This window comes from Kluyvera sp. 1366 (assembly GCF_054823405.1).
The window spans coordinates 393,148-410,884 of the sequence record NZ_JBTRDW010000001.1; the positions used below are offsets into that span (position 1 = coordinate 393,148).

At 53.7% G+C, this 17,737-nt stretch carries 20 protein-coding genes and 3 pseudogenes; 10 read left to right on the top strand and 13 right to left on the bottom strand.

The genetic code is table 11. The features are described from left to right. Positions 1-71 precede the first annotated feature (71 nt). The 6 genes from ACVLVH_RS01835 to ACVLVH_RS01860 are packed head-to-tail and all read left to right on the top strand — an operon-like array spanning position 72 to position 6,077. A complete protein-coding gene (locus ACVLVH_RS01835) occupies positions 72-782 on the top strand; it encodes a FadR/GntR family transcriptional regulator (RefSeq protein ID WP_309837590.1) in 711 nt (236 codons plus the stop codon). After that, the gene (locus ACVLVH_RS01840) at positions 769-1,935 is read left to right on the top strand and encodes a PLP-dependent transferase (RefSeq protein ID WP_312462664.1); all 1,167 of its coding nucleotides are present in this window, start codon (positions 769-771) and stop codon (positions 1,933-1,935) included. Before ACVLVH_RS01835 ends, ACVLVH_RS01840 begins: the two co-directional genes overlap by 14 nt. 20 nt (positions 1,936-1,955) lie before the next feature. Beyond that, positions 1,956-3,227 carry an ABC transporter substrate-binding protein gene (locus tag ACVLVH_RS01845; protein ID WP_222183326.1) on the top strand — a complete coding sequence of 424 codons (1,272 nt, stop codon included), beginning with the start codon at positions 1,956-1,958 and terminating at the stop codon, positions 3,225-3,227. 24 nt (positions 3,228-3,251) lie between these two features. Continuing rightward, a complete protein-coding gene (locus ACVLVH_RS01850; protein ID WP_192234862.1) occupies positions 3,252-4,172 on the top strand; it encodes a carbohydrate ABC transporter permease in 921 nt (306 codons plus the stop codon). Positions 4,173-4,181: 9 nt separating this feature from the next. Continuing rightward, positions 4,182-5,006 (top strand): carbohydrate ABC transporter permease, encoded by an 825-nt coding sequence (locus tag ACVLVH_RS01855; protein ID WP_101761508.1) that lies wholly within the window; start codon positions 4,182-4,184, stop codon positions 5,004-5,006. Positions 5,007-5,009: 3 nt separating this feature from the next. After that, positions 5,010-6,077 (top strand): ABC transporter ATP-binding protein, encoded by a 1,068-nt coding sequence (locus tag ACVLVH_RS01860; protein WP_110866891.1) that lies wholly within the window; start codon positions 5,010-5,012, stop codon positions 6,075-6,077. A gap of 41 nt (positions 6,078-6,118) precedes the next feature. Here ACVLVH_RS01860 and ACVLVH_RS01865 read toward each other — a convergent pair whose 3' ends face one another. Both ACVLVH_RS01865 and ACVLVH_RS01870 read right to left on the bottom strand, forming a co-directional pair. Further along, entirely contained in the window at positions 6,119-6,340 is a 222-nt protein-coding gene (locus ACVLVH_RS01865) for a hypothetical protein (protein WP_101761506.1), read from the bottom strand. A gap of 255 nt (positions 6,341-6,595) precedes the next feature. Next, positions 6,596-6,772 carry a hypothetical protein gene (locus tag ACVLVH_RS01870; RefSeq protein WP_158238597.1) on the bottom strand — a complete coding sequence of 59 codons (177 nt, stop codon included), beginning with the start codon at positions 6,770-6,772 and terminating at the stop codon, positions 6,596-6,598. Positions 6,773-7,170: 398 nt separating this feature from the next. Here ACVLVH_RS01870 and ACVLVH_RS01875 point away from each other — a divergent pair, with 398 nt between their 5' ends. Beyond that, entirely contained in the window at positions 7,171-7,443 is a 273-nt protein-coding gene (locus ACVLVH_RS01875; protein ID WP_498948549.1) for a hypothetical protein, read from the top strand. Here the strand turns inward: ACVLVH_RS01875 and ACVLVH_RS01880 are convergent, their stop codons facing one another. Both ACVLVH_RS01880 and ACVLVH_RS01885 read right to left on the bottom strand, forming a co-directional pair. After that, positions 7,444-7,650, bottom strand: coding sequence for a hypothetical protein (locus ACVLVH_RS01880; protein WP_101761503.1), 207 nt, complete (start codon positions 7,648-7,650; stop codon positions 7,444-7,446). A gap of 81 nt (positions 7,651-7,731) precedes the next feature. Next, positions 7,732-8,214 carry a MarR family winged helix-turn-helix transcriptional regulator gene (locus ACVLVH_RS01885; protein WP_217548235.1) on the bottom strand — a complete coding sequence of 161 codons (483 nt, stop codon included), beginning with the start codon at positions 8,212-8,214 and terminating at the stop codon, positions 7,732-7,734. Between the two features lie 183 nt (positions 8,215-8,397). Between ACVLVH_RS01885 and ACVLVH_RS01890 the strand changes: the two genes are divergently transcribed. Continuing rightward, positions 8,398-8,973, top strand: a complete 576-nt coding sequence (locus tag ACVLVH_RS01890; RefSeq protein ID WP_462063040.1) for a nucleotidyltransferase family protein — start codon at positions 8,398-8,400, stop codon at positions 8,971-8,973. Here the strand turns inward: ACVLVH_RS01890 and ACVLVH_RS01895 are convergent. The 6 genes and pseudogenes from ACVLVH_RS01895 to ACVLVH_RS01920 all read right to left on the bottom strand — a co-directional run bounded on the left by ACVLVH_RS01895 (position 8,960) and on the right by ACVLVH_RS01920 (position 15,195). Continuing rightward, positions 8,960-9,883, bottom strand: a complete 924-nt coding sequence (locus ACVLVH_RS01895; protein WP_192412993.1) for an XdhC family protein — start codon at positions 9,881-9,883, stop codon at positions 8,960-8,962. The genes ACVLVH_RS01890 and ACVLVH_RS01895 overlap by 14 nt on opposite strands. A 17-nt stretch (positions 9,884-9,900) precedes the next feature. Beyond that, entirely contained in the window at positions 9,901-12,099 is a 2,199-nt protein-coding gene (gene paoC, locus ACVLVH_RS01900) for an aldehyde oxidoreductase molybdenum-binding subunit PaoC (RefSeq protein ID WP_192412991.1), read from the bottom strand. A 3-nt stretch (positions 12,100-12,102) separates the two neighbouring features. Further along, on the bottom strand, positions 12,103-13,053 hold the full coding sequence (locus tag ACVLVH_RS01905) for an FAD binding domain-containing protein (protein ID WP_309837600.1): 951 nt from the start codon (positions 13,051-13,053) through the stop codon (positions 12,103-12,105). Then, positions 13,050-13,598: an aldehyde dehydrogenase iron-sulfur subunit PaoA gene (gene paoA, locus ACVLVH_RS01910; RefSeq protein WP_110866898.1), complete on the bottom strand. Its 549-nt coding sequence runs from the start codon at positions 13,596-13,598 to the stop codon at positions 13,050-13,052. Before paoA ends, ACVLVH_RS01905 begins: the two co-directional genes overlap by 4 nt. 428 nt (positions 13,599-14,026) lie before the next feature. Continuing rightward, positions 14,027-14,229 (bottom strand): annotated as a pseudogene (locus ACVLVH_RS01915) (helix-turn-helix domain-containing protein); the annotation flags it as partial. A gap of 48 nt (positions 14,230-14,277) precedes the next feature. Then, complete coding sequence (locus ACVLVH_RS01920) at positions 14,278-15,195, bottom strand: LysR family transcriptional regulator (protein ID WP_192412985.1); 918 nt, start codon at positions 15,193-15,195, stop codon at positions 14,278-14,280. Between the two features lie 128 nt (positions 15,196-15,323). Between ACVLVH_RS01920 and ACVLVH_RS01925 the strand changes: the two genes are divergently transcribed. Continuing rightward, positions 15,324-15,587: a DUF2798 domain-containing protein gene (locus ACVLVH_RS01925; protein WP_192412983.1), complete on the top strand. Its 264-nt coding sequence runs from the start codon at positions 15,324-15,326 to the stop codon at positions 15,585-15,587. A gap of 27 nt (positions 15,588-15,614) precedes the next feature. Here the strand turns inward: ACVLVH_RS01925 and ACVLVH_RS01930 are convergent. Further along, positions 15,615-15,947, bottom strand: a pseudogene (locus ACVLVH_RS01930) (LysR substrate-binding domain-containing protein); the annotation flags it as partial. 82 nt (positions 15,948-16,029) lie between these two features. Here ACVLVH_RS01930 and ACVLVH_RS01935 point away from each other — a divergent pair. Further along, positions 16,030-16,479, top strand: a complete 450-nt coding sequence (locus ACVLVH_RS01935) for an NUDIX hydrolase (RefSeq protein ID WP_192412981.1) — start codon at positions 16,030-16,032, stop codon at positions 16,477-16,479. 101 nt (positions 16,480-16,580) lie between these two features. Here the strand turns inward: ACVLVH_RS01935 and ACVLVH_RS01940 are convergent, their stop codons facing one another. Together ACVLVH_RS01940 and ACVLVH_RS01945 are read right to left on the bottom strand one after the other, a co-directional pair. Further along, positions 16,581-17,024, bottom strand: a complete 444-nt coding sequence (locus ACVLVH_RS01940) for a VOC family protein (RefSeq protein WP_498948552.1) — start codon at positions 17,022-17,024, stop codon at positions 16,581-16,583. A 70-nt stretch (positions 17,025-17,094) separates the two neighbouring features. Continuing rightward, positions 17,095-17,601, bottom strand: a pseudogene (locus ACVLVH_RS01945) (GNAT family N-acetyltransferase). Between the last annotated feature and the right edge of the window lie 136 nt (positions 17,602-17,737).

Sequence of the window (17,737 nt, forward strand, 5' to 3'; positions counted from 1 at the left end):
AGCATATTAATATTCTGGCACGCGCGTTGCTATTCGATTGGTAGAGATGTTGGACCAATTAAGGCATTGCCATGCAGATACCGGCTGAGCTTCATCCTATTTCCACGCCGCGCAGCGATACGCTGATTCTCGACGCGCTAACGCGCTATATGGCGCAGTCGGGTGCGCAGCCCGGCAGCCGCTTGCCGCCGGAACGCGTGCTGGCGGAGAAGCTTGGCGTCAGCCGCAATACGGTGCGTGAAGCACTCAAACGCTGGGAAGCGCTAGGCATTATTCTGCGTAAAAAGGGCAGCGGGACTTTTTTGCAGGCGGAAGTGGGCGTCAACGACAGCTTCTTATCGCTGCGCTTTAAAAACGACTCGGCCAACATGCTGCACGCGCTGGAAGTGCGCCGCATTATCGAGTCGGAATCTTGCGCGTTGGCGGCTCAACGTGCCTCGGCTGCCGATCTGATCGAAATCGAGCAACGTCTTAATGAGATGGAAAAAGTGCATCTGGCGATCGGTTCTGCCGGTGCGGAAGACTGGGCATTTCACGCCAGCATCTATCGGGCTGCCGGAAATCCATTGCTGCTACAAATGCTCAACGGCATTTACGACTCATTTCATGCATTTTTCGAATCACCACCGGAACAGGCGCTGTTTTCAGACTCTTTCCCGCTGCACCGTGAACTCTTTAACGCTATCCACCAGCGCGATTGCACGGCATCGCGCGCGATCTGCCATCAAATTCTCGATATCACCGAACGCGACATGAAGGATGTAATGAATGCCAAACGATAAGTTGATTCCGCAACAAACGCTGCTCACTCACGATCAACGCCATGAAATGGGCGCGGTCACTACGCCGATTTACCAGTCTTCGCTGTTCACCTTCAGTGATTACGACAGCATGATCGCGCGCTTTCGCGGCGAGAGCGATCAGCCGCTCTATTCGCGCGTCGATAACCCGACGGTAAAAGCGCTGCAGGACAAGATGGCGGCGCTGGAGGGCGGCGAAGCCTGTCTGGCTTTTGGCAGCGGCATGGCGGCGATCAGCAATGCGATTCTCAGCGTGGTGGCGCCGGGTAAAAAAGTGGTGTGCGTTAATCACGTTTATCCCGATACCTATCGCTTTCTGCGTGGCTTCTGCCAGCGCTTTGGCATCGTCACCGAGTTTGTCGATGGCGATGACGAAGCTGCAATTGGTGCGGCCTTATCGGATGCCAGCCTGCTGTATCTGGAAAGTCCCTCAAGCTGGGTGATGAGTGAACAGAATCTGAATAAGCTCGGCGCGATGGCGCGCGAAGCGGGCGTGGTCAGCATGATCGATAACAGCTGGGCTTCACCGATTTTCCAGCAGCCGCTGCTGTGCGGCATCGATATCGTGGTGCACTCGGCGTCGAAATATATCAGCGGCCACAGCGATGTGGTGGCTGGTCTGGTGATCGCCAGCCAGCAGCACATCAACCACATTACGCGTCACATCAGTCCTTACCTCGGCGGCAAACTTTCGGCGCATGAAGCGTCACTGCTGATGCGCGGCCTGCGCACGCTGCCGCTGCGCATGAAACACCACCACCAGAGCGCGCTGACTATTGCTGAGAAACTGGCGGAGCATCCGCTAGTGACCGACGTCTGCCATCCGGGGCTGAAACCGCAGTCGTGGTCCACCTTGCGCGGCTACAGCGGTCTGTTTGCCTTTGAAGTGGCGGAGCAGGTGGATATTCCGCAGTTGTGCAACGCGCTGGAGCTGTTCCACATGGGCGTGAGCTGGGGCGGATTTGAGAGTCTGGTGATGCCGGCGATTTCGGTGATCAACCAGGCCAGTGAATTTAACTCGGCGGTGGATTTCGGCGTCTCGCCACGCCTGATCCGCATCTCGGTCGGCCTTGAAGAGACCAACGATTTGTGGGCCGATTTGCAGCAAGCCCTTGCCAGCGCGAATTGCGCGTAATCACTCACTGGAGAAAAGTCATGACGCAACGTTTTGCCGTGAAAGCATTAGTGTTAGCCGTGGGTTTGAGTGCGGCCATGAGCAGCCTCGCCGCCAAGCTTACCGTAGTGGAAGTGATTACCAGCCCGCCGCGCACCGCGCTGCTGCAAAAAATGCTCGATGAGTATAAAACCCAGCATCCCGGCACGGAGATTGAACTGATTTCACTGCCGTGGGGCCAGGCGTTTGAAAAGCTCGGCACCATGCTGCAGAGCGGTCAGGTGCCGGATGTGGTGGAAATGCCGGATACCTGGCAAGGATTGTATGCCAGTAACAATATGCTGGAAGACCTCGAGCCGCGCCTGAAAAGCTGGGATGCCACGCCGCAGCTCACCGATAAAACGCTGGCCATGGCGCGCGCCGCCAACGGCAAAGCCACCATGGTGCCGTACGGCTTTTATCTGCGCGCGCTGTTCTGGAATAAAAAGCTGTTCCAGCAGGCAGGATTGAGTGAACCGCCCAAAACCATGGAGGAATTCGCCAGCGATGCCCAGCGCATCAGCAAATTGGGGAATGGCATCAGCGGCTACTGCATGCGCGGTGGCGTGGGCGGCACCAACGCCTGGATGATGTTTATGGCGGCGATGAACGGTTCACCGGAGTTCTTCGATAAACAAGGTAACAGCACGCTGACCGAGCCGGGTGCGATGAAAGGCGCGCAGCTGCTGGTGGATATGTATCAAAAGGGTGGCGCCTCGAAAGACAGCGTTAACTGGGGCTTCAATGAGATCGTTTCGGGCTTCTATTCAGGTAAATGCGCAATGCTCGATCAGGATCCCGACGCGCTGATCGCGATTAAAAACAGCATGGCGGCCGATGATTTCGCTGTGGCTCCGATGCCGGTTGGCCCGTCAGGCAAAGCCTTCCCGACTATTGGCTATACCGGCTGGTCGATGTTCAAGCAGGGTAAACAGAAGGATCTCGCCTGGCCGCTGATTACCTTCCTCAGTGACAAAACCAACAACCTCGCATGGTCAAAATTCGTCGGCACGCTGCCGATTTACAAAGGCGCCGAGCAGGATCCGTTCTACCAAACGCCGCAGTTCGCCGGCTGGTTCAAAGAGCTGAACGATCCTAACTATGTGCCGCTAACCATGCCAACCCATCTCAAAGGCTGGGGCTATTTCAACTCGGTGATTGTGAAAGAGAGCAGCCAGGAAACCTTGCTGGGTGAGAACGATACCGAAAGCATGGTGAAGGATTGGGCGAACTATCTCAGCAAAGAGCAGAAAGCCTGGCTTGCCACGCAGTAACCTCTAACCACGCGGAGTGTGATTATGATGCTTGATGCTTCTCTGCCCAACAGTCCGGCGCGCCGCCGCCTCCGCTGGAGTCGGCTGGCTGAGCCGTGGTGGTATCTCTCGCCTGGCCTGTTGCTGATCGCTTTGTTCATCTTTGTGCCGATGGCGATCGGTATCTCCTATGCGTTTCAGAGCATTAACCTGCTGAATCCGCTGGAGACCGGTTGGGTCGGCTGGGATAACTTCAGCGAGATGTTTGATGACCGGCGCTTTTTCAAAGCGCTGGGCCACACTCTGAACTGGACGCTCAGCTCGCTGCTGCTGCAGTTCTTTTTCGGTTTGGCGCTGGCGCTGCTGCTCAATCGTGAATTCCGTTTTCGCCGTTGGGTGCAGGCGCTGGTGTTCTTGCCGTGGGCGGTTCCGGCGTTTCTCTCTGGCTTGACCTGGTCATGGTTGTTCAATCCGGTAGTCGGCCCGTTGCCGCAGTGGCTGAGCGATTTGGGCGTGCTGAGTGAGCCGTACAACATCCTGTCCGATCCGCAGCTGGCAATGTGGGGACCGGTGATCGCCAACGTCTGGTTTGGCATTCCATTCTTTGCCATCACGCTGCTGGCGGCGCTGCAGTCGATCCCCAAAGACCTGTACGAAGCGGCCTCGATTGATGGTGCCAGCGGCTGGCAGCAGTTTCGTCGCGTCACGCTCCCGTTTCTGGCACCGATGATCGCTATCACCGTGATGCTGCGCACCATCTGGATCGCCAATTTTGCCGATCTCATTGTGGTGATGACCGATGGCGGTCCGGCGGGATCGACCTCGATTCTCTCCAGCTACATCTTCACCACCGCCTATCGCAAGCTCGACTTTGGCTATGCCTCAGCGATGGCGGTGTTTCTGTTACTGCTGATGACCTGTTATGCGCTGGTGTTGCTGCGCATCCGTCATCAGCTGCTGAAATAGGAGGCGACGATGCGACTCTTACCGCTGATTGGCCATCGCCTGAGTATTGCGGCGTATCTGCTGTTCGCGCTGTTTCCGCTGTATTGGATCATCAAAATCTCGCTGACGCCGGACCAACTGCTGTTTAGTCAGGGCGTAAGGTTATTGCCGAGCGGCGTGACCTTTGGTCATTTCAAAAAAGTGCTGACCGACAGTGATTTCCCGACCTTTTTTACCAACAGCCTGATTGTCTCGTTTAGCACCGCGTTTCTTACCACGCTGATTGCCGCTGCGGCCGGCTATGCCTTTTCGCGCTTTCAGTTTCGCGGCAAAGTGCTAATCGCCGGACTGCTGCTGTTCACGCAGATGTTTCCGCTGGTGATGATCATCGCGCCGATTTACAAGGTGATGGCGCCGCTGGGCCTGACCAACAGCTTGCTGGGGCTGATTCTGATCTACACCGCGTTTAACGTGCCGTTTGCCACCTTCCTGATGCAATCCTTCTTTGATGCGATTCCCAAAGATTTGGAGGAGTCGGCGATGCTGGAAGGCTGCACGCGTTTTCAGGCGCTGTATCGCGTGCTGGTGCCGCTGACCTTGCCGGGCATGGCGGCCACATTGGGCTTTGTGTTTACCGCAGCGTGGAGCGAGCTGCTGTTCTCGCTGATGCTGATCAACAAAAACGAAGTGATGACGTTCCCGGTTGGACTGCTCAGCTTTGTGTCGAAATTTGCCGTTTCCTGGGGCGAGATGATGGCAGCGGTGGTGCTAGCGCTGATCCCGGCCTGTCTGTTCTTCGCCTTCATTCAACGCTATTTGGTTCAGGGACTCACCGCCGGTGCGGTTAAGGGGTAAATCATGGCTGAAATCACGCTCAAACAGATCGACAAGCGCTATGGCAACGTTGAGGTGCTGCGCGATATTAACCTCACCATCAAAGACGGCGAATTCGTGGTACTGGTGGGACCTTCCGGCTGTGGCAAATCGACGCTGCTGCGCACCATCGCCGGACTGGAGCTGGCGACCGGCGGCGATATTCGTATCGGCAACCAGCTGATGAACGATGTGGCGCCCAAAGATCGCGATATCTCGATGGTGTTTCAAAGTTACGCGCTCTATCCGCATCTAACGGTGGCGCGCAATATGGGCTTCAGCCTGGAAATTCAGAAGCGTCCGCGCGCGGAAATTGAAGAGAAGGTGAGGCGTGCGGCGGAAATTCTCAGCCTGACGCATCTGCTTGATCGCCGACCCAAAGAGTTATCCGGCGGTCAGCGGCAGCGTGTGGCCATGGGACGCGCCATCGTGCGTCAACCGCAGGTGTTTCTGTTTGATGAACCGCTGTCGAACCTGGATGCGCAGCTGCGCGGTCAGATGCGCGTCGAAATCAAGAAGCTGCATCAGCAGATGAACAACACCATTGTGTACGTGACGCACGATCAGGTTGAAGCCATGACGCTGGCGGATCGTATTGTGGTGCTGAACAACGGTGTGATTCAGCAGGTCGGTACGCCGCTCGAGCTGTATGACACACCGGCGAACAAGTTTGTCGCCAGCTTTATTGGCTCGCCATCAATGAACTTCATCAATGGCATGATGACCGCGCAGGGCGTGCGTATTGGCGATAGCGCACAGCTGCCGTTGAATCAGCATTGGTCGCAGCATCAGGCTGGGCGAGCGGTAATTTACGGTATCCGACCAGAGAATGTGGCGATTGCCGAAGCGGGCGCGATGAATGCGCTGCCGTTAGAAGTGTCGCTGGTGGAGCCGACGGGATTATCCGAGCTGATTCATGGATCGCTGTTAGGGCATGACATCATGCTATTCACCACGCAACGTTCTGGCGCACAGGCGGGGGATATTCTGCCTGTGACCATTGATGCGGATCGCGCGATGCTGTTTGATGCGGATTCGCAAAAACGTTTATAACGCGTGTTACAGCTGCCTGTTTGCACAGGCAGCTCAGGGAATTACTTAGACTGCTGCTGTTTGCTGTCCGCTTCTTTCTGCTTTTTGTTCGCCATATGGTGACCAACCGCACAACCCGCTGCTGCACCCGCAACGCCGTGATGCGCCACGTGGCCCGCCACGCCGCCGACAACCGCTCCTTTGATGCAGCCCTTCGCTTCGACCTGAGAAGTGACCGACAGCAGCACGCCCGCAGTTAATACAATCAGAGAAAATTTACGCACTGGATTTATTCCTTATAAAGTTAATAGCGTGTAAATACACGCTTCCAGTGTAGTAAGTGGAATAAATCCTACCGTTATAAACTGTAAACAAAGATATTTTAGCGAAATACCCTAATGCGGTTTAGTGAACGCTTTTTAATCGGCTTATTTAACATTATTAATCATTAATAAAAGTCACAGACGAATGGAATGCGCTGGCGAGTGTTTATCACGCCTGTAGAAGAGAGTGCAGCCTCCTTGCTGCCCGCATTATCGTTAACGTTTCAGTCTGGCCCAATCGACAAACTGGCCATCCTTCATCACCGCCGCTTTTTCCGGAAAATAGTGATAGAAAATGACGGTCAATCCATCGCCTTGCATAACACGCGCAGAGTCGGTGGTGGCTATCTCCGCCATCATCTTGCCGTCGCAGGTGACTTCATGATTCTTCACATTAAAAGTGAATTTTCTGAACTGGTAGATCTTCAATTTAGCTGCATCCTAACCGATAACAGTAAAGCAAAGTGAGGTGAGAAAAGCAGGGTTTGCGGCTTTCATACTAATTATTTCCCGTGGTGATTTTTCGCCATGAAAACGTACGCGAGGCCACTAAGACTTTTCTTATCTTTAATCAAGTTGGATGAGCTTGTTTTTATCGGGGAATGTCATCGCGCCGAGGCGATCATTTTTTATGCGGCAGGACTTGCTGATAGCGGTGCTGAATTAGATTGGATTTTACAAAACAATTGTTTTCTCTTAACCTGACTGACGCACGTTGATTTTCTCAAGATAACAACGCCATTGGTTAATAACTCTTAAGCTTGAGTGAATATGACTACACAGAGAATTAAATGACCAGCAGTTATGATGAACAGATGAAGGACCGAATGATTGGTGAGGCGCTGCTTGCTCTTTTAGAAGACCAGGTTGCAGTATCCTCTGCGGCGCTGATAGCCAAACTTGAAGAGATGGCGGAAACAGAAGAGGAAAGCTACAGGCGAGTTGCCTGCCAACGCGCACTGGCGGATGTCAGAAATCATAGCGTCAGGACCAGCACGCAACGCGACGGACAAGATTTCAGTAGTGAGAAGCATGCTAATATCTCGAATCAGAAAAAGCACTGATTAAGATGCTAAACACTTTTCCGCAATCTTACTCATCGCGTTGACATAATCCTGCTTGAGCTGAACGGGCGCGGCTTCTTCTTGCTGCTTCAATAGCGCAGTAATGTGATCAAGTTGCAAAGGTTGATCGGATTTAAGCAGGCATGACACGGCGTGACCAATGACAGCATGAATGTCATCCATATTTTCCGCTTTCTCGTCTGACATCACCTTCTCCTTAATCCCTTTGCTAATTAACATTTTTCAGCTTGCTCCAAAGCATTCATAGGAATGTATTATTTCGCGCCCTTAGGGCAGGGCATTGATCAGTTTCTGGCGCAGCGTGGTTACACGTGCAGTGAGATCGGCCAGTTCTTCATAAGGCGTATCCATCACTGACACCATGTCAGCCGGAACGCCGGCCGCCGCGGTCTTTAATTCTTGTCCCTGCTCAGTGACGGAGATCAACACTCTGCGCTCATCGCCACCGACATCTCGTTTTCTACTGATAATGCCAGCCTGCTCCAGTCGCTTTAAAAGCTGGCTGAGCGTGCCAGAATCCAGCTGCACGCGCGCGCCCAATTCTGAAACGGTGACATGGTCTTTTTCCCACAGCGCCAGCAGCACCAGATACTGCGGATAGGTCAAACCCAGTGGTTTCAGTCGCGACTGATAAAGTTTGGTCATCGCAAGGGACGCGGAATAGAGCGCGAAGCAGAGAAACTGGTCGACAGTCACCGGCGCTTCACTCTCAGGACCTACACAGCAAACTTCATCGTTTAACTCTTTCATATCACCACTATTTTTAAGGCAGAGTTGCAGTCATTGAGACTGAAAAACGTGAATATATTGACATAAATTAGATTGAAGTCAATCTAATTTGGATTGGCTATTTTTTGTTAATATCTATTATAAATCATAGGATTAGCTATAATTTCATTAATAATCGATGGTAACGCAAGGTTTAAAACTTCTATGGATTCAGCAACGCCCGGCATTCTCATCCTCGCGGCAGGTAAAGGCTCGCGTTATATCGCCAGCGGCGGCAGCGGCAATAAGTTGCTGGCCAGCATAAACGACGATGCGCCGAAGGTAATTGAAACGGTGATTGAACAGGCAAAGCTGAGTGGCTTGCCGGTGGCGCTGGTGACGCGTCCCGACTATCTGGCGGTGCGTCAGCATGCAGTAAAGGCAGGCGTGCAGCTTGTGCTGTGTGAAAGTGGCGGCAGCGGCGAATCCATTGCGGCGGGTGTGGCGATGACCGCTCACTGGAACGGATGGATCATTACGCTGGGAGATATGCCGTGGCTAACGGTGGATCATTATCGGCACGTAAAAGAGGCGTTAGAAAAGGGCGCGGCGCAGGTGCGTCTTACTTATAAAGGCAAACCCGGCCATCCGGTCGGGTTTGCTGGATGCTACGCTGAGGCGTTACGCAATTTGCAGGGCGATGAAGGTGCCAGAGCGCTGCTGGACCCGCGCTTACTGGTCACCCTTGAAGCGGACGCTGCTGTACAGCGCGATCTCGATGTGGTGGCTAAACCACGTTGAGCCGAGCCGCCGCGACATCCGCAACAATTGATAGCGCTAGCGTGCGCGCATCGCGCGCCTGGGCAAAAATGCCAATCGGCGCTTTGATGCGCGCAATCTCTTCCTCACTAAACCCTAGCGACAGCAGTTTCTTAACGCGCGTTGCATGCGTGCGCCGACTTCCCAATGCTCCGATATAGAAGGGTGCAGAACGCAGCGCTGCCAGAAGTACTGGGAGTTCGCGATCGAGATCGTGATACAGCAAAATCACCGCCGTAAGGGGATCAACGGCCTGCGCCTGCACATCCTCGCCAGAAAGCACCTCGTAACCAGCGGCCTGCGCAATCGACGCCGTCGCCAACGCTTCGACTGAACGTCCATATACCGCCACGCGTGTTTTTGGCAGATAGCCGGTGATAAAGACATCCTCCTGCCAGCCGGTCATCTCAGTGCAAGCAACGCTCGCCAGCCGCTGAAACGTCGGCAGATAGCGCAGCGCTGCGGGTTGACGCTTTGCCAGCAAATCCAGCACGTTTCTCAGCGGTTGCGCGTCACGTAGCTGATGGAAAGCCAGCGTAATGCCGCCACCACAGGGCAGCACAATATCCAGATAAGGCGATCCTTCGCCATATCTCATAAAGCGATCTTTGCCAGTGGCGATGACTTGCAACGCTTCATAAGCCGCCGCCGCTTCCACGCAGCCGCCGGAAACATAGCCGCAATAGCGGCCATCTTCCCGCACCACCATCTGCGCACCCAATGCCCGCGCCGCGCCACCGCGAATCTCAACCAGCGTGACCAGCACGACAGCGGAATCTGCTTCCATTGCTTCAAGCGCGAAGCGCAGGATGCTTTCACTGTCATCGGTCTGCAAAGCCTGCTGCGGCTTGATCTGCGGTTGCAGATCGTCATCAATCAGTAGCTGCTGCAATACGCTTCTCCTTAGCTTTAGACAAGGGCAGGCAAGCCTTTGAGTAACTTATCCAGCGTCACCGGATAGTCACGCACGCGTACGCCGGTGGCGTTGTAAATGGCATTGACGATTGCCGCGCTGACGCCGCACAAGCCCAGTTCACCCACGCCCTTTGCTTTCATCGGTGAGGAGATGGGATCGGTGTCATCAAGGAAAATCACCTCCTGCTGCGGGATATCGGCGTGAACCGGCACTTCATAGCCCGCCATATCGTGGTTGACGAAATAACCGAGGCGTTCATCGACGAACAGTTCCTCCATCAACGCGCCGCCAAGTCCCATCGTCATGGCACCAATCACCTGACTGCGCGCCGTTTTGGGATTGAGAATGCGTCCGGCGGCACAAACCGCCAGCATGCGCCGCACGCGCACTTCACCGGTAGCGACGTCCACGCCGACTTCAATGAAGTGTCCGGCGAAAGTGGATTGCTGATATTGCTCGTCAAGATCGCCAAACTCAATGGTGTCTTCCACGGTGATAGTCGCTTCAGCGGCGGCCTGGGCGAGCGGCACGCTCTGGTTTCCGTCATGCACCTGACCGTCGCTGAAGGTAGCGCGTTGCGCATCAAAGCCCAGTTTGCTGGCGACCGCTTCACGCAATTTCACGCAGGCGGCGTAAACGCCGGATGTTGAGGTGTTCGCGCCCCATTGGCCGCCGGAACCGGCAGAAACCGGGAAGTCTGAATCGCCTAAACGAACCGCCACACGCTCAATCGGCACGCCCATCATCTCCGCCGCCGTTTGCGCGAGGATGGTATAGCTGCCGGTGCCGATGTCGGTCATGTCGGTTTCAACGGTGATGATGCCTTTATTGTCGAGATGCACACGCGCACCGGAAGGCGCCACCATGTTGTTACGAAAACCGGCCGCAACACCCATGCCGACCAGCCAGCGTCCCTCTTTGACCATTGCCGGTTTGGCGTTGCGTCGTGACCAGCCAAAGCGCTCGGCGCCGGTATTCAGGCACTCAACCAGCTGGCGGCGTGAGAAAGGGCGCTCGGGTTTGGCCGGATCGACCTGCGTGTCATTGAGGATGCGGAAGGCGATCGGATCAATGCCCACTTTTTCCGCTATTTCATCAATGGCAATTTCAAGCGCCATGAGTCCAGGCGCTTCACCCGGTGCGCGCATGGCGTTACCTTCGGGCAGATCCAGCGTCGCCAGTCGTAATCCGGTAAAGCGGTTAGCACCGGCGTAAAGCAGTTCCGTTTGCTGCACGGCGGTTTCAGGTGTGCCTCCCGGCAGGTTCCCCGACCAGCTTTCATGCGCGATGGCCTGAATCTTGCCGGCTTTATCGGTGCCAATGCGAATGTGCTGAATGGTGGCCGGTCGATGTGTGGTGTTATTGGCGATCAATGGCCGAGGCAGCATCACTTTGACCGGACGCTTAACCGCGCGCGCACCCAGCGCAGCTAACACTGCATCGCTGCGCAGGAACAGCTTGCCGCCAAAGCCGCCGCCAATATAAGGCGACACGATGCGGATCTTCTCCATCGGCATGTTGAGCGTGGCGGCCAGATCGGTGCGGCACCAGTCAATCATCTGATTCGAGGTCCAGACGGTGAGTTTATCGCCTTGCCACGTCGCCATCGAGGCGTGCGGTTCCATCGCGGTGTGGCTTTGGTCCGGCGTGGTGTAGTGCGCATCCAGCTTAACGTCAGCTGCAGCAAACGCACCGGCGAAATCACCCACGGACTTATCTGGCGTATCTTCGGGCGCGGAGGTAACGCCCGGCTTTTGCTGCGCGAGATCATAAGCGCCGCGCTCACGCTGATAATCCACCTTCACTAAACTGGCCGCAGCACGCGCCTGCTCAAACGTCTCCGCCACGACCAGTGCCACGGCCTGGTGATAGTGTTCGATGGTGTCGCCGGCCAACAGGCGAGCGGTATTTTTATCGCCTTTGCCCAGTTTTCCCGCGTTATTAGCCGTCACCACCGCTAACACGCCCGGCGCATTTTGCGCTGCCTGCACATCAATGGCGGTGATTTTTCCTTTGGCGATTGGCGCGCCGACCACATAGCCGTACGCCGCATCGGGCGCTTCGTGATGCCATTCGTAGGCGTAATGCGCCAGGCCGGAGGTTTTCAGCGGTCCGTCGATGCGATTGAGTGGCTGACCAACTACCTTGAGCTGATCAATTGGGTTATTGCCTGCGGATTTTTCGAATTTCATCAGTTATCCCCTCGCTTCGGCCAATACGGAAGCGAGCGTTCGCTGCGCCAGAATGATCTTGAACTCGTTTTCAGCGGTAGGTTGCGCCGTGGCGAACAGCCGATCGCTCACCGCCTGCGCGCCCTGAATCACCGCCTTATCCGCCTCTTCCAACCGCCACGGCTGATGTGCTACGCCACCGAGCGCCACACGACCAGATTTATCCGGCTGAATGATGGCGGCAACAGAGACCAACGCAAAAGCGTAGGACGCGCGGTCGCGCACCTTGCGGTAAATGTGTGTGCCGCCCAGCGGAGCCGGCAGTGAAACGGCCACAATCAGCTCGCCAGGAGTGAGCACGGTTTCCAGATGCGGCGTATTGCCAGGCGCACGATAAAATTCAGCAATCGGGATTTTGCGCTCACGGCCATCCGGGCTGACCGTTTCCACTACCGCATCCAGCAAACGCATCGCCACTGCCATATCGCTCGGATGGGTGGCGATACAGGCCTGGCTGGTTCCGACCACCGCATGCTGGCGACTGAAGCCATCCAGCGCCGCGCAGCCGCTGCCGGGTAAGCGCTTGTTGCACGGTTGGTTGGTGTCATAGAAGTAGGGGCAACGCGTGCGCTGCAGCAGATTCCCTGCGGTGGTTGCCTGATTACGTAGCTGGCCGGAAGCGCCAGCCACTAACGCGCGCGACAGCACGCCATAATCGCGGCGAATACGCGCATCGGCCGCCAGATCGGTGTTACGCACCAACGCGCCGATGCGTAATCCGCCATCGGCTGTGGCCTCGATTTTGTCCAGCTCAAGCCCATTCACATCAATAAGATGCGCGGGCGTCTCAATCTCCAGCTTCATCAGATCGAGCAGATTGGTGCCGCCGGCGATGAATTTGGCATTGGTATGTTGCTGGGCGCTGGTAGCGGCTTCAGCCGGGGTTTTGACCCGCTGGTAAGTGAAGGCTTTCATGATTCCAGGCCCTCCGCGTACTCTTCAATCGCCGCAAGAATGTTGGAATAGGCACCGCAGCGACAAATATTGCCACTCATACGCTCACGGATTTCATCCGCAGTCACGTTGGGCGCGGAAACCAGATCGTGTGTGACGTGGCTGGGAATGCCCGCTTTGATCTCTTCCAGCACCGCCATCGATGAACATATTTGCCCAGGCGTGCAGTAGCCGCACTGGTAACCATCATGTTTGATGAACGCCGCCTGCAAGGGATGAAGCTCATCCGGATTTCCCAAACCTTCAATGGTGGTGATTTCTGCATCCTGCTGCATTACCGCTAAGGTCAGGCACGCGTTGATGCGACGTCCGTTGACCATCACCGTACAGGCACCACATTGGCCGTGATCGCAGCCTTTTTTGGTGCCGGTCAAATGCAGATGCTCACGCAATGCATCCAGCAGCGTGGTGCGGGTATCAACGTTTAATTGCTGCTGTATACCGTTGACTTTGAAGCTGATCGGCACCATTGACGGCACAGGTGTTGTTAAGTGTTGGCTGCTCATGCCAAACCTCCAGTAAAAGGGTTAAATGTTGGGGTACAACTTATTTTTGTATGGTTTTAGAAGGGTAAGCATAGTCGGCATCTGCGAAAGCATTATCCGTAATCACTAAATGGGTTTATGAGCGGGAGTAATAAAAGCAGGTTAGGGCGCTGAATGGCCCGAGAAAACGGCGCTTTTCCGGGGCCGCAGCGGCTATCTATTTCGCCAGGTTTTTGATGTTTTCGTCAATGCGCGCCTGGAGAAAGCGCAGCGTTTCCGCAGTGATTTGCTCTGGGAACATATCGGCCGCTTTGCGGGCAAAGCCAGTTGCAACCGAACAGTAATTATCGATGATATCGCCTGCCTGCGCTGGCGTGAGTTCAGTTTCCTGTTGCCCGAGCGCTAACAGGTGAGCGCGTTTAATCTCTCCGCAACCGGGGACCTTTCAGAGGGGCGAACAGCGCTTCCAGCTCGTTAACCCGACCGAGCACCATCGCCACTTTCACCAGGTTTTCAAAGCCGACGTTACGACCCGCTTCCAGATTAGAAACCGTATTTACGCCAATTCCCGCTCTGGCCGCGACATCCGCCTGCTTCATCCGCTCAACAGCTTGACGATTTCTTCGGGTTTGCTAAGAGTTAAATCCAGCATATTGTGGCTTAACGTCCAAAAATGACTTTAACACCCAATATTATGGAGTTAATCAACGCTTTCGGCGAGCTGTTGTTCCAGAAACCCAATAAACGCTCTTACCTTTGCATTCAGCGCCGAACGCTCGTTGACGCAGGCATAAATATTCATCGGTGAAGCCACAATGTCGCTTTTCTCACCTTGATCTAAGTGGAACAAAGGTATGAGTTGGCCACTCTCGAGCAACGGCTGAGCAATAAAACTCGCCAGCCGGGCAATTCCACCGCCGTTTTCGGCAATTTTCGCGATGATATCAATATCATCGCTGATGAATTCTGGGTTGAGCTTTGCATTCACCGGCTGGCCATTGACCATAAACGTCCACGGAAGAAAGCGTCCGTCGGTTGGATAGCGGAAAACCAAACAGGCGTGCTGGCTCAGATCTTCAGGCGTTTTAGGGATGCCCGCACGCGCCAGATAAGAGGGTGCCGCGCAGAAGATAAAGGGTAATGAGGCAATTTTGCGGGCGATCAATTGAACACTCAGTTGCGCCTCAATACGAATACTGACGTCAACGCCTTCCAGGCGGTGGTCAACATTGCGATCGGTACTGATCAGTTCGATATCAATATCGGGGTAAGTTTGTTTAAAGGCAGGCATCAGTGGGGCGAGAACGTGTCTGCCAAATGCCGCCGTGGTGGCGATGCAAAGCGAACCCTGCGGTTTGGTTTCAATCGCTGCGGCCTGCGAGGCAAGGTCAATATCATGGGGAATGTGTCGGACTTTTTCGAAATAGCGTTTACCGCTTTCGGTTAACGTCATGCTTCGGGTAGTGCGTGAAAGCAGCCGCACACCCAAATGTGTCTCCAGACGCGCAACACTTTGGCTTACCGCCGCTGGACTCATTCCTTTCGCCCGCGCGGCGGCGGCAATGCTGCCGTTCTCAACTACGCGAATAAAAGTGTTGATCAACCCCAGTAAATCCATAGATCCCTCAATGCGTGATTCGTTACTTTTACTTAATAATGATTAAAGCAGAAGCGTTCTACTCGCATCCTGATTCACTTGATAGGTTAGCGGCTGTTTTGCTTAAACTTACTGAAAAGGATCACGCTATGACAATAGCAACCGAGAAAAGTAGTGCTCGTCTACGCCTGCCAAAGCACGTTTCACCTTACATCTTCGCGCTGTATATGGCGACAATCATGGCGTTTCTGATGAGCCTGGTCATTACCTTCGCCGAATTTGGCATCGGGCCGCATTATATGGAAAATGTGATGAATGCATATCAAGTTGCGATGCCCGCAGCTTTTGTTTGCATACTGGTAGTGCGCCCGATTGTGGTTCGGTTGGTGGGATTAACGGTGCATGGTCATTGAGTCGTTTGATGCTCCCTCACATCAGTTTTATTGGGGGCTTCCAACTCTGCTCTGTAAAAAATCGATGAACGCTCGTACTTTTTCAGGTACATGGCGCGTGTTGGGGTAAAGCGCATAAATTCCTTGACGGGGAAAATGATGATCTGGCAGTAGTTGGATCAAATTCCCCAGGCGCAACTCTTCCTGCACAAGCCAGGCAGGTAAGAGGGCAACGCCAGCCCCTCCAAGAGCAAAAGCCAAGAGCGAAGCAGCGTTGTCAGCCATGATCATGGCAGGACTATGTACGTTGAAAACTACGCTCTCACCTTCGGGTGTTGAAACTTGCAAACCTGAGATGTCCAATATTCTGTAATAACATATGATTTAACTTTGGCTCTATTTTATTTTTATCCTCAAAATCAGTTATGCTGACCTGCATTGAAAATGAAAAAGGAATTATCCATTGCGTACCCGTGATTCTGCGCGTTTGCTTATTATGAACTCCCTCAATCAGGTCTTATTATTCAAGTTCAGGCATGAGAAGGATGCGCTGGCAGGTAAAGTATACTGGGCAACTCCCGTTGGAGGCGTGGAATCAGAAGAGACTTTTGAGCAGGCAGCCATTCGGGAACTTAGAGAAGAAACAGGCATTTATGTTAATGATGTAGGACAGGTGTTAACGGAGAGAACCTTTGAAATGACTCTGCCCAGCGGTGAGGTGGTTCTGGCACATGAGCGATTTAATTTTATTAAAATAGGCGATGAAGATATCAGTACCAGCGGATGGACTGAAAATGAAAAATCAGTCATCAATAGTTATCATTGGTGGGATCTTAATGAACTCCGAAATACAGACGACGTTGTTTATCCCTCAAATATTCCTGATATCTGCTCAATTGCCTCATCAATCTAAGTGCGCATAATCATGATTATGTTAAATGAGGTGTCTCATCACGCACTCTAGCCACGTCTAAACCCGATATCAACCGTCACCCTTTCAAGTGACGTTTTAGGTTAAACACCCGCGTTAAGGCGGCTGGTAATAATCTCAAGGCCAATCTGTTGGCCATATGAAAGTTCAAGCGTGTTGCCATCGGGATCGGCGAAGAATGCCCAATAACCGACGGGAGCGGCTGATTGTTGCGCTTGGCGGCGTAACACACCTTCGCATTCAGCCTGAGCAACCCTGGCATCAATCTCTTCTTTACTGTCACACGCAACGCCTAAATGACCAAACGGACCCAGAGGCGTATCCACTGTGGTTTGAGATTGCACCAACACCAACGCAAATGGACGCGTTAAATCAGAAAGCCATGCGACTTTTTGCGCTTCTGCAATGCCTGGTGCCCGCTCATGGATCACCTGCATCCCTGCGTAACGTTGATAGAAATCGATGCTGCGTTCTATATCTCTCACTTGCAGTGCTATGTGGCTAAAACCAATATCGTGCTCTTTCATATTCCAATCCTGTAAAATAAGAAGAATTGGAATATGACATAAAATGTTGATAGCACTTGTTCACGAATGCCTAAAGATGAAGCTCATACACCACGCAAGGCACATCGTAGTGTTGCTCAATCGCTTTGTAGGTCATGCCAAGCCGCTGCATCACCTTTTGCGAAGCGGCATTCTCAGGATCGGCCACCGCAACCAAATATTTAACGCCAACCTTTTCTACCGCAAACTTAACTATCGCCTGTGCGGCTTCGGTGGCAAAACCTTTGCCGTGATAATTGGCATTGAGACGCCAGCCAATTTCCAATGGCGCACCATCCTGATTGGCTAAATGCTGCAGACAGCAAGCACCGACGATTTCGCCAGACTCTTTTTCACGCATCGCCCACTAGGAAAAACCATATTGCTGCCAGCGCGATTGAACGCGTTCGATACTCGTCAGGGTTTCTTCTGGCGTTTTAACTACGCCATTGCTGATGTAACGCATAATTTCCGGATCGCTTTCCATCGCTCGCAGTCCGCCAAAATGCGCCAGCTCAAAGGGTTCCAGCCGCAGTCGGGTTGTTTCTAATTCCATCATTCCTCCACTTTATGAAGAGCCTACACCAGCATCGTCGCATACGGTGACGCTTCAGAAATATCCAGCTGCTGCGCCAGTTAACTATGTCGGCTATTTTCCTCAACAGCAAATGAAACGCGCCAGGCTGATACACCAC